10 protein-coding genes and 1 pseudogene are annotated in these 10,724 nt (G+C 63.5%); 3 read left to right on the top strand and 8 right to left on the bottom strand.

The window, feature by feature from the left end:
• Nucleotides 1–89 precede the first annotated feature (89 nt).
• The 3 genes from PMI38_RS25205 to PMI38_RS25195 all read right to left on the bottom strand — a co-directional run bounded on the left by PMI38_RS25205 (nucleotide 90) and on the right by PMI38_RS25195 (nucleotide 2,477).
• Nucleotides 90–386 (bottom strand): hypothetical protein, encoded by a 297-nt coding sequence (locus PMI38_RS25205; RefSeq protein ID WP_008100624.1) that lies wholly within the window; start codon nucleotides 384–386, stop codon nucleotides 90–92.
• Between the two features lie 84 nt (nucleotides 387–470).
• Nucleotides 471–1,823, bottom strand: a complete 1,353-nt coding sequence (locus tag PMI38_RS25200) for a GntP family permease (RefSeq protein WP_008100622.1) — start codon at nucleotides 1,821–1,823, stop codon at nucleotides 471–473.
• 114 nt (nucleotides 1,824–1,937) lie between these two features.
• Nucleotides 1,938–2,477, bottom strand: coding sequence for a gluconokinase (locus PMI38_RS25195; RefSeq protein WP_008100621.1), 540 nt, complete (start codon nucleotides 2,475–2,477; stop codon nucleotides 1,938–1,940).
• Between the two features lie 208 nt (nucleotides 2,478–2,685).
• On the opposite strand from PMI38_RS25195, the gene PMI38_RS25190 reads away from it, so the two are divergent.
• The 3 genes and pseudogenes from PMI38_RS25190 (at nucleotide 2,686) to PMI38_RS28005 (ending at nucleotide 5,152) form a co-directional block, all read left to right on the top strand.
• Nucleotides 2,686–3,705, top strand: a complete 1,020-nt coding sequence (locus tag PMI38_RS25190; protein WP_008100619.1) for a LacI family DNA-binding transcriptional regulator — start codon at nucleotides 2,686–2,688, stop codon at nucleotides 3,703–3,705.
• A gap of 127 nt (nucleotides 3,706–3,832) precedes the next feature.
• Nucleotides 3,833–4,615: pseudogene (locus PMI38_RS28010) on the top strand (PAS domain-containing protein); the annotation flags it as partial.
• Nucleotides 4,616–4,693: 78 nt separating this feature from the next.
• Nucleotides 4,694–5,152: a methyl-accepting chemotaxis protein gene (locus tag PMI38_RS28005; protein ID WP_443216401.1), complete on the top strand. Its 459-nt coding sequence runs from the start codon at nucleotides 4,694–4,696 to the stop codon at nucleotides 5,150–5,152.
• On the opposite strand, the gene PMI38_RS25180 is transcribed toward PMI38_RS28005, so the two are convergent.
• The 5 genes from PMI38_RS25180 to PMI38_RS25165 form a co-directional block, all read right to left on the bottom strand.
• A complete protein-coding gene (locus tag PMI38_RS25180; protein ID WP_008100616.1) occupies nucleotides 5,127–8,402 on the bottom strand; it encodes a transporter substrate-binding domain-containing protein in 3,276 nt (1,091 codons plus the stop codon). The genes PMI38_RS28005 and PMI38_RS25180 overlap by 26 nt on opposite strands.
• 13 nt (nucleotides 8,403–8,415) lie before the next feature.
• Nucleotides 8,416–9,030 (bottom strand): response regulator transcription factor, encoded by a 615-nt coding sequence (locus PMI38_RS25175; RefSeq protein ID WP_008100614.1) that lies wholly within the window; start codon nucleotides 9,028–9,030, stop codon nucleotides 8,416–8,418.
• Between the two features lie 217 nt (nucleotides 9,031–9,247).
• A complete protein-coding gene (locus PMI38_RS26880) occupies nucleotides 9,248–9,490 on the bottom strand; it encodes a DUF1272 domain-containing protein (RefSeq protein WP_008100613.1) in 243 nt (80 codons plus the stop codon).
• A 67-nt stretch (nucleotides 9,491–9,557) separates the two neighbouring features.
• Nucleotides 9,558–10,310, bottom strand: a complete 753-nt coding sequence (gene cobM / locus PMI38_RS25170) for a precorrin-4 C(11)-methyltransferase (RefSeq protein ID WP_008100611.1) — start codon at nucleotides 10,308–10,310, stop codon at nucleotides 9,558–9,560.
• A gap of 32 nt (nucleotides 10,311–10,342) precedes the next feature.
• Nucleotides 10,343–10,724, bottom strand: a 382-nt coding sequence (locus PMI38_RS25165) for a cobalamin biosynthesis protein (RefSeq protein ID WP_008100609.1), incomplete at its 5' end; no start/stop codon positions are given.

The raw sequence follows: 10,724 nt of genomic DNA, 5'->3' as shown, positions 1-10,724 counted from the left end.
GGAATGACTTCGGCGAAATGCGCCAGCACCTCGGCGTCGTCTCAAGACACAAGCCGGCTTGCCGGCGATTGGGCTGCAAAGCAGCCCCTTCACCGCTGGCTACCGTCTGAACTCCCTTGCCCACCCGTACCCTCCGACCCGCTGCCATCCATCCCCGGCAGGTCGCGAGAGTCATTCTGCTTGGCGGGTGGGCTTTGCGGGTCACTGCCCTGGATACGCGGATCGGTATCCCGCGGCATGGGCTTCTCAATCGGGTTGAGCGTGCTGTCGACACCCGGCTGGGGCGCCGGGTTGTGCGGGTCGTCGGGGTAGGTCGTCCCGGTGCCGACCGCCAGGGCCAGCGGGGAGGCGAGCAGGGCTGCGAGCAACAAGCTTGTGCGGATCATGGGCAGGCTCCTTTGCGAGGGTAGGGCTTGTACCTCTGTTCGGCCCTACCCAGCGCGCCAAGGTGCCATCACCCCGATCAGCGGTTACACCACCGCCGCCAGCATCATGATGAAGATGATGCCGACCACGGAAAGTATGGTCTCCATCATGCTCCAGGTCTTGAAGGTTTCAGCCACGGTCATGTTGAAGTACTGCTTGACCAACCAGAAACCGGCATCGTTGACGTGCGACAGGATCAGCGAACCCGCGCCCGTGGCCAGTACCAGCAATTCCCGATTGACCCCAGGCACCAGGTCGATCACCGGGGCGACAATGCCGGCACCGGTGATGGTGGCCACCGTGGCCGAGCCCGTGGCGATGCGAATCACCGCAGCCACCAGCCAGGCCAGCAGGATCGGCGAGATCTGCGCCTGCACTGCCATCTGCCCGATCACGTTGCCGACCCCGGTATCCACCAGCATCTGCTTGAAGCCGCCACCGGCACCCACGATCAGCACGATGGCAGCGGTCGGTGCCAGGCTCTGGTCGAGCATCTTCATGATCTGCTGGCGGTTGAAGCCTCGGGCCGAGCCGAAGGTGTAGAAGGCCAGCAGCAGTGCGGCCAGCAGGGCGGTGATGGGGTGGCCGATGAGGTCCATCCACTGGCGCACGATGTGCTCGGCCGGCAGCACCACGTCGGCGAAGGTCTTGAGCAGCATCAGCACCACCGGCAGCAGCACGGTGACCAGGGTGATGGTGAAGCTGGGCAGGTTGTTCTGATCGGACTCCTTGGCGATCTGGTCCATCAGCTCCTGGGACGGGTTGCCGGGGATGTAGCGGGCAATGAAATTACCGTACAGGGGGCCTGCGATGATGGCCGTGGGCAGGGCCACCAGCAGGCCATAGAAGATGGTCTTGCCGATGTCGGCGTGGAAGATACCGATCGCCAGCAGTGGTCCCGGATGCGGTGGTACCAGGCCGTGGACCACGGACAGGCCGGCCAGCAGCGGGATACCGATCTTGATCAAGGACACGCCTGAGCGTCGGGCGACGATGAACACCAGGGGCACCAGCAGCACGAAGCCGATTTCGAAGAACAACGGAATGCCGACCAGGAACGCGGCGAACATCATGGCCCAGTGCACATTCTTCTTGCCGAATGCGCGGATCAGGGTCTGGGCGATCTGGTCGGCGCCGCCGGAGTCGGCCATCAGCTTGCCGAGCATCGTGCCCAGGGCAAGGACGATGCCGACGAAGCCGAGCACGCCACCGAAGCCATCCTGGAACGACTTCATGACCTTGGCCACCGGCATGCCGGAGGTCAGGCCGAGAAAGCCGGCGGCCAGGGTCAGGGCGACGAAGGGGTGCACTTTGAAATGGGTGATCAGCAGGATCAGCCCGATGATGGTTACCAGGGCGTCGAGCAGCAGGTAGGTATCTGTAGCCAGTCCGAACATGGTGGTTATGCCTCGGTCTTATCGTTGTTTTTTTTGGGCGTAGCTTTGTTGAACGTTCGCCGCCTGCAAGCAGCGAGATAGCGCTATCTCAGGTGAGCCGGATAAACCGCCGGTTCAGGCGGTCCGCGCCAGGGTCCGCTCACCGCAGGGCTTTAGCCAGGCGTCGACGGACTCGGCGAGGGCGGCGACCGGCTGCGTGGCATCCAGGGGCAGGGTCAAGGCTTCGCCATGGGGCGGCTCGAGGGCGGCGAACTGGCTTTCGATCAGGCTCGCCGGCATGAAGTGGCCGGGGCGGGCGAGGACGCGCTTTTCCGCTTCGGCTGGAGTGAGTTCGAGGAATACGAAGGCCAGCTCCGGCATCGCTTCGCGCAGGGTGTCGCGGTAGCGGCGCTTGAGCGCGGAACAGGTGAGGATGGGTCGTTCACCGGCCTTGGTGGTGGCTTGCAGCTCTTGGCCCAGGCGCACCAGCCAGCCGGCACGGTCGCTATCGTCCAGGGGGATGCCAGCGCTCATCTTGCGGATGTTTTCGGCAGGGTGAAACGCGTCGCCTTCGATCAGGCGGCCGCCGCTTCTGGCGGCAATGGCGGCACCGACGCAGCTTTTGCCGCAGCCGGCCACACCCATCACCACAATGGCGGACAGGGGAGCATTCATTCAGTACCTCCTGCGGGGTGAGATAGCGCTGTCTCGTCGCAGACGATACGCCTCTCCCCGGTGTTGTTGGTTTTGTCCTTACGCAGTATGGACGCTTGGCAGAGTGCGTGTAGCGGCTGCTACCAAAGATTACATTGCCTGCGTCCTGAGACAGCGCTACCTTAGTGGCCGTTCCCCTCCCTTGGCAAGTAGTAAAATTACAACATCCATGTCCCGTACAGGCTCCCGCACCACCGGTCGTCCCACGCTGGCAGAAGTCGCCAGGCTTTCCGGGGTTTCCCCGATTACCGCATCCCGCGCCTTGCGCGGCGTCAGCACAGTGGCCCCGGCGCTGGTGGAAAAGGTCGCCGCCGCCGCGGCGAGCTTGGGTTACGTCGCCAACCCGGCGGCGCGCGCGCTGGCGTCGGCACGCAGCCAGTCGGTGGTGGTGTTGATTCCGTCGCTGTCCAACCAGCTGTTCATCGACACTTTGGAGGCTATCCATGAGGTGATGCGACCGCGTGGGCTTGAAGTGTTGATCGGCAACTATCACTACGATATCGACGAAGAAGAAAACCTGATCCGCAATTACCTGGCGTATCAGCCGTGCGGCATGCTGCTCACCGGTTTCGACCGCAGCGAAGCCTCGCGGCAGATGCTGACGGCCAGTGGTGTGCCTTGTGTGCACATGATGGAACTGGGCGGGGAGGCTGGGGCCCTGTCGGTGGGCTTTTCCCAGCAGCAGGCCGGACGCGCTGCCGCGCACCACCTGATCGAGCGTGGTCGTCGGCGCCTCGCCTTCATCGCCGCTCAGCTTGACCCGCGGGTGATGCAACGCGCCGAAGGTTTCCGCCAGGCCCTGGCCGAAGCCGGCCTGCAGGCGACCGAGCTGGAGGTGCTGGCGCCGCAGCCCTCGTCGATCGGGTTGGGCAGCGAACTGTTCAGCCAGTTGCTGACCAAGGCGCCCGACGTGGATGGCATTTTCTTCTGCAACGACGACCTCGCCCAGGGCGCGGTACTGCAGGCGCTGCGCCAGGGCATCGAGGTACCGCGTCAGGTGGCGATGGTCGGGTTCAACGACTTGCCGGCGTCGGCGCACATGGTGCCGCGGCTGACCTCGATCCGCACGCCGCGGGCTGCCGTTGGTCGGGGGGCGGCGCAGGCGTTGCTGGCGTTGCTCGATGGCAAGCGGGTAGCGACCGAGCAGCAGGATCTGGGGTTCGAGTTGATGGTGCGGGAGAGTTCCTGAGCGGTCTGACCTCTGTTAGCGCGATGTTACAACCATATGACTAATCATTAAGTAGTAGCATTGTGCTTGCATGCCGTCCGCGCCGATCTATGCTCAGGAAACCCTGCGCACATAGGACCCCGGCGCCATGTTCGACTTCCATCGCAAGTCCGATCTGCTCGAGATTCAACGCACCCGCCAGGCCCTCGCCGAAACGCAAGCCAAGCTTGCTGCGATCAGCCGCAACATGGCGATGATCGAGTTCGCGCCTGACGGCACCATCCTCGATGCCAATGCACAGTTCTGCCAGGCCATGGGTTACAGCGCCGAGGAACTGCGCGGCAAGCACCATCGGTTGTTCTGCGATCCGGCCTTTGCCAAAAGTGCCGAATACCAGCAGTTATGGCGCGATCTGGGCGAGGGCAGGGCCATCAGTGGCACCTTCGAACGCGTCGACAAGGCGGGCCGCGAGGTCTGGCTGGAAGCCAGTTACATGCCGGTAGTGGATGAACGTCAGCAGGTCACCAGCGTCATCAAGGTGGCTGCCGACATCAGCCAGCGGGTCAAGGATGAACATGAAAGCCAGAGCCAGCTCAAGGCCATCGGCCGTTCGATGGCCGTGGTCGAGTTCAATCCGCAAGGTCGGGTGATCAAGGCCAACCAGAATTTCCTCACGACCATGGGCTATCGCCTGGAAGAAGTGGTCGGCCGTCATCATGGGCTGTTCTGCCAGCCCCATGAGCGTGAATCGGCCCAGTATCGTGAGTTCTGGGCTTCGCTGAATCGCGGCGAATACCATTCCCATCGCTTCGAGCGGGTCAACAAACAGGGCCAGACGGTGTATCTGGAGGCGTCCTACAACCCGATCTTCGACAGCAAGGGGCGGTTGTACAAGGTGGTCAAGTTCGCCAGCGATATCACGGCCCAGGTCAGCACCCAGCAAAGCGCCGCCGACGCGGCCCATGCCAGTTCGGTACAGACCGACGCTTGTGCGCGCAAAGGCACCGAGGTGGTACAGCAGACGGTGCAGGTCATCGAACAGATTTCCCAGGAGCTCAATGACGCCGCGCGCAGCATCGATGCCGTGAGCAAACAGTCGGACGTGATCGGGCAGATTGTGCTGACCATTCGCGGCATCGCCGACCAGACCAACCTGCTGGCCCTGAACGCCGCCATCGAGGCGGCGCGTGCCGGTGAACATGGCCGCGGTTTTGCCGTGGTCGCCGACGAAGTGCGCAGCCTGGCGGCGCGCACCAGCAAGGCGACCTTGGAAATCGTCGATGTGGTGCGACAGAACCATGACCTTTCGCTGACGGCGGTGGCCAGCATGCAATCGAGCCTGACGCGCACGGGGCGCGGCGTGGCCTTGGCCAACGAGGCCGGGACAGTGATCATGGAGATTCAGCAGGGTTCACGCCACGTGGTCGACGCCATCAGCCAGATCAGTTCGACGTTGCAATTGCACTGAGGGAGTCGGCCAATTCACGCTGAAGGGTCAGCAGGCTGGTTTCCAGCTGCTGGCGCAGCGCCTGGGTGGGCAGGCCTTGCGCCTGGGCGTGCTCGATGGCCTCGCAATCGCTCACTACACCGCGCACCTTGAGCATTTTGGCACCGCCCTTGATTCGGTGGGCGATGCGGCCCAGGGTGTCACTGTCCGGTGTCGTTCCCAGCGCACGCAGTGAGGCGAGGTCTTCACTGGCACTTTGCGCCAGTTGCTCGAGCAGATGTCGGATCAGTTGCGGGTCATCCTGGGTCAGGTGACGCAGTTCGCTGAGGTGGAACCCACTGGCCGGCAGGGTGGAGGTGTCTGCGTCGGTTCGGGCCTGGGGCAGGTGCATTTTCAGCGTGCGCAGGCCAATCGGTTTGAACAGGCAGTCATCCATGCCGCTGGCCAGGCAGCGCTCACGTTCTTCGGCCTGGGCGTTGGCGGTGACCCCAAGGATCCTGCAGCCGGACCCTCCCTTTTCGTGCTCCAGTTGTCGAATCCTGCGGGTCAGTTCATGGCCGTCCATCACCGGCATGCTGCAATCGGTGATCACCAGGTCGAATGCCGCCGCTTGCCATAATGCCAACCCCGCTTCGCCATGCTCGGCCAGGGTTACCCGGTGACCCAGGGTGTTGAGCTGTTTCTCCAGCAGCAACAAGTTGGCGGGGTAGTCGTCGACCACCAGGATGTTCAGCGGCCGGCTTTCGCGTTCCGGGTGTGGCGGGACGAACGCTACTGGCGGGGGCTCGGCAGCGGCTGGCAATTGCAGCTTGACGTGCACCCGGGTGCCCACGCCTTCGACACTTTGCAAATGCAGCTTGCCGCCCATCAGCTCGGCCAGGGTACGGCTGATTACCAGGCCCAGGCCGGCGCCCTGGTGTGCCCGCGGGCCTTCGGCCTGGGCAAAGGCACTGAACAGCCGGGCCTGATCTGCCACGCCAATGCCGATTCCCGTGTCACGCACGCACAGTTCCACCTGGATGTCGTCGCCCGTGGTGGTCGGCTGTAGTTGCAGGCTGGTGTGCACCTCGCCGCGATCGGTGAACTTGATGGCATTGCTCAGCAGGTTGGACAGGATCTGCTTGATGCGCAGCGGGTCTGCCAGTACCCAGACAGGGCCCGCCGGCAGCTCGCTTTGCAGGTAAAGGCCCTTGCTGCGGGCATTGCCTTCGAAGACCCGCAGGGTGCCTCGCACCAGTTCGACCAGGTCGGTGGCCACAGGCTGCAAGGTCATGTGCCCGGACTCGATGCGCGAGATGTCCAGAATGTCGCCGATCAGCCCTAGCAGGCCTACCGCCGAATCGTGCGCGGTGCGCAGCGTCGCGGGGTCGCTGCGGCCGGCGGCGCTGTCCTCCAGGGCCAGTTCGAGCAAGCCGATCACCGCATTCATCGGTGTGCGGATTTCATGGCTCATGGTGGCCAGGAAGGTGCTTTTGGTCTGGCTGGCCTGTTCTGCATCGTCCTTGGCCTGGCGCAACTGTTCGAGCAGGCCGCGGCTGAGCGCCAATTGCGCCTGCAATGCATGTTGGGCTTCGGTACGCTGATGGATCAATTTGCGCAGGTAACTGTTCCAGAACACCACGCCGGCCAGCAGCAGGGCCGAGAGCACCAGCACCTGCAGTGCCAGCGTGCGGTAATTGCGCCATTGACTGTCGCTGACCAGCGAACTGGTGCGCCAGCGGTTGACCAACTGATCCAGTTCTTCGGGCGGGATGCTCAGCAGTGCCTTGTCCAGGATGGCCTGCAGCTGGGGTTGATCAGGGGCGACGGCAAACGCTGCAACGGCAGGGTCGTCGCCCAGGATGCTGGCGATGCGCAACTGGTTCTTGAACACATGGTTGATGTAGTACGTGGCATTGATATGGCTGCTGTACGCCACATCGGCATTGCCGTTGGCCACCGCTTCCATCAGCGCCAACGGGTTGGCCGCTTCGACTACCTTGGCACTCGGGTACTGGCGCAGCACCTCGCCGCGCAACGGCGAACCGCTCAGCAGGGCGATGCGCTTGCCATCGAGGTCTCTGCTTTGCAGCGGCCACGCCGCCTGACTGCGCGTCACCAGCACCCGTGGGCTGACCAGGTAAGGCCGGGTATAGCGCAATTGGTTGGCACGATCGACGCCATAGCCGAGCGCACCGATCATTTGCGCTTCGCCTTGCGACACCTGCTCGACCATGGTCTGCACGGCCGGACGCTCCATGAACTTGAACTGTAGCCCGGTGCGCAGGGTGATCTGCTTGAGCAGGTCGACGGTAATACCGCTGGTGCGTTGTTGGGCATCGTTGAACGTCAGCGGTGCCAGCGCCGGGTCGACCAGCACGCTGACCGTCGGATGGCGTTCGATCCAGGTCTTTTCTTCATCGCTCAGTGCAGAGAGGTGGCGCTCCAGCAGCAGGCTGGTGTTGCCACTGGTCCATCGTCGCAGGATGGTCAGGCGCTCGCTTTCGGTGATCTGGTCCAGGGCGGCGTCGATCAGGCGATGCAGGCGCGGGTTGTCGTTGGCCAGGGCAAAGGAAAAACTGCCGTGCCTGGCCTGACAGAAATGATCGATTTTCACCGTGCCCTGGTAGCTTTTGCCGATGAGGTAGTCGGTGCTGATGGCATCGCCCAGGTACGCATCCGCTTCGCCGAGCTCGACGGCCGCCAGGCCTGCCAGGGTCGAGCGGTAGAGGCTCAGTTGAGCCTTGGGGTAAAGGGCGCGGACCGTCTCGCCGGGCAGGTAATGGTCGACCATCGCCAGGCGCATGCCGGCGAGGTCCGGGTTGTTTTTCAGGCTGCGGCCTTCACGGATGACGATCACGGGCAGGTCGTCGGCATAGGGCAGGCTGAGCTTGAGTTGGGCATCGGCCGCTTCGAAGCCGTTGGAGCTGCCCAGCAGGTCGATCTTGCCCTCACGCAGGGCAGTGATCGCTTCATGGCGACTGGCAAAACGCCTGACTTGCACGGGGATACCCAACTGCTCACCGATCAGCCCTGCGAAGTCGGCACTCAGGCCTTCATAGTCGGACGGGCTGATATTGATTTCAAACGGCGGGTAGTCGGGGCGCGAACTGCCCAGCAACAAGACTTGGCGCTGCTGCAGCCACTGGCGGTCCTGGCTGTCCAGGCGCAGCGGCTGGGTGGCACTGGTGGCGCGCGCCAGCAACTGGCGTGGCTCGGCGTCGGCGAGTGTTGGCAGGGGGCAGCAGGCCAGGCTCAGGAGCAGGAGCACGCCGGCCGAGAAGCGATTCATGGCGGTGTTGCGCTCAGTTGACGTGGTTGCGTTTGGCCAGATCGACCATTTCCACCAACGACTCGGTCTTGAGCTTTTCCATGATGCGCCCCCGGTATGTGCTGATGGTCTTGGCGCTGAGGTTCATGCTGCTGCCGATGTGCTTGTTGTTTTCGCCTCGGGCCAGGCGTCGCAGCACTTCCATCTCCCGGTTGGACAGGCTTTCCAGGCGTTTGGGTTCGCTGTCCAGCGTATTGCTGTTGACCGACATCTGGGGAAACGTGGAATAGCCCTTGACCAATGCCTTGAGGGCGAAAATCAAGGCGTCATGGTCTTCATCCTTGGTCACGAACGCGCCAATGCCGGCATCCAGGCAGCGGCGCACGTAGAGCTCGCTAGCTTGCCCGGTCAGCACCATGATCTTGGGGGTGGGCTCCAGCTGCTGAAGGCGCTTGATGACCTCCATGCCATCCAGGCCCGGCAGGCCGATGTCCAGTATCACCACATCGGGCCGTAGCTCGCGCGCTACCTGCGCCACTTCGCTGCCGTTGCCTACCTCGCCAACCACACGGAAGCGCTCACGCTCCAGCAGCAGGCGCATGGACAGCCTGACGATGGGGTGGTCGTCGACGATCAACACTGTTGTCATGTAGTTAACTCCTGTCGGAATGTGGTCCGTTTCCTGTGCTTAATCAGGAATACGTCTGCAAGTTCTTTCTGCAGCGCAGCACGATACGGCCATTCCGATTCCTTGGTAATGGCGAGTATAGAACTGTTGAACAAGCAAGCAGGAGTTGTGGAAAATTCCTACAACATGTCGGAAGAGGCATCGCCCGGACGCGGCGATGCCGGGTGCCGCTGGGCCGTTACTTGCAGGCCGAGTGGGGCTTGAGGACGCGATGGGTCGAGGCCGGGTTGTTGCTCAACGCCGGTCCAACCCGTGTGGGGCGGGGCAGCAATTGGCCTGAGCAGTTCGGGCAACGGCCCTGGAAGCGCGTTTCGGTGCAGTTACGACAAAATGTACATTCGAACGAGCAGATGAATGCCTCTGGGCTGTCGCCCGGCAAGTCGGCATCGCAGCATTCGCAATTGGGGCGTAGCTCCAGCATGGGCGTGACTCCGGTACGCAGGGGACAGTTTTGCAGTCTGCTATGGCTGGCGTACCGGTGGCAATGCTCACCCGCCAGGGCGGTACAGATGCGCGTGCCCGGCGCGGTACAGGGCCGACGCGGCGAACGGTGTGTCGCCCAGCACATGGCCGACGAGGATCAGCGCCGTGCGGCGAAAACCTTTGCTGGCGACCTGCTCGACGATATCGGCCAGGGTGCCGCGAACCCAGTCCTGGTCCGGCCAGGTGGCACGATGGACCACGGCGATCGGGCACTCGGCGCCATAGTGGGGGCGCAGTTCCTCGACGATTCGCGGCAGGTGCTTGACGCCCAGGTGAATGGCCAAGGTCGCACCATGGCGGGCCAGGTCGCCCAGTTGCTCCCCGGCCGGCATGGGTGAACTGTCGCCGTAGCGGGTCAGAATGACCGTCTGCGCCACGTCCGGCAGGGTCAGTTCGCAACCCAGCAAGGCGGCACTGGCGGCGGTCGCCGTGACCCCGGGAATGATCTGGTAGTCGATGCCCAGCTCACGCAAATGCTGGATCTGTTCGCCGATGGCGCCGTACAGGCTGGGGTCGCCACTGTGTACACGGGCGACATCCTGGCCTTGTGCATGGGCAGCTCGCATGGCCTCGATGATCTGTTCGAGGTGCAGCTCGGCACTGTTGATGACCGTCTCGGCCTGGTGGCCTTCGAGTACCGCCGCCGGTACCAGGGAGCCGGCGTAGATGATGACCGGGCACTGTCGGATCAGGCGCTGCCCCTTGACTGTGATCAGATCCGGGTCGCCAGGGCCGGCACCGATGAAGTAGACCGTCATGGAAATTCCTTGCAGAAGAATGGTTGAAGCGATTATCCGCCACAGGCCAGGGCGACGGTAGCCGGCCCGTGGCTTTGCCGCGTGACCCGCAGTCTGGCCGAGCCAAGTTCGCGGCTGGCCAGCGCCAACGCCGTGCTTTCGGCGACGCCCCAGCAGCCGCTGTGGGCGTAGGCCGGTGCTGAGCGATGACTGAGCAAGGGTTCGAATGCCTGTAGCTGGCTGGCATCGAATACCACCAGGATCAAGCCGTGACGCAGGGCCAACTGGCGCAGCCCGGGTTCGTCGGCTTTCAGGCTGATAGTGGCGATGCCACGTAGCGTATCCAGCGCCAGGCCTTGTGAAGCCAGGCTCTGGCGCAGCAGGGTGTCGAGGACATCCACCGGGCAGCCGCGGCGGCAGCCGAAGCCGGCATAC

This window comes from Pseudomonas sp. GM84 (assembly GCF_000282535.1).
In the GTDB taxonomy this organism is placed as follows: Bacteria; Pseudomonadota; Gammaproteobacteria; order Pseudomonadales; family Pseudomonadaceae; genus Aquipseudomonas.
This window is presented reverse-complemented; position numbering and strand designations above follow the sequence as displayed.

Coding starts and splice junctions, on each gene's coding strand:
- PMI38_RS25205 (WP_008100624.1), bottom strand. CDS start 386: ATGATCCGCACAAGCTTGTTGCTCGCAGCCCTGCTCGCCTCCCCGCTG.
- PMI38_RS25200 (WP_008100622.1), bottom strand. CDS start 1,823: ATGTTCGGACTGGCTACAGATACCTACCTGCTGCTCGACGCCCTGGTA.
- PMI38_RS25195 (WP_008100621.1), bottom strand. CDS start 2,477: ATGAATGCTCCCCTGTCCGCCATTGTGGTGATGGGTGTGGCCGGCTGC.
- PMI38_RS25190 (WP_008100619.1), top strand. CDS start 2,686: ATGTCCCGTACAGGCTCCCGCACCACCGGTCGTCCCACGCTGGCAGAA.
- PMI38_RS25180 (WP_008100616.1), bottom strand. CDS start 8,402: ATGAATCGCTTCTCGGCCGGCGTGCTCCTGCTCCTGAGCCTGGCCTGC.
- PMI38_RS25175 (WP_008100614.1), bottom strand. CDS start 9,030: ATGACAACAGTGTTGATCGTCGACGACCACCCCATCGTCAGGCTGTCC.
- PMI38_RS26880 (WP_008100613.1), bottom strand. CDS start 9,490: ATGCTGGAGCTACGCCCCAATTGCGAATGCTGCGATGCCGACTTGCCG.
- cobM (WP_008100611.1), bottom strand. CDS start 10,310: ATGACGGTCTACTTCATCGGTGCCGGCCCTGGCGACCCGGATCTGATC.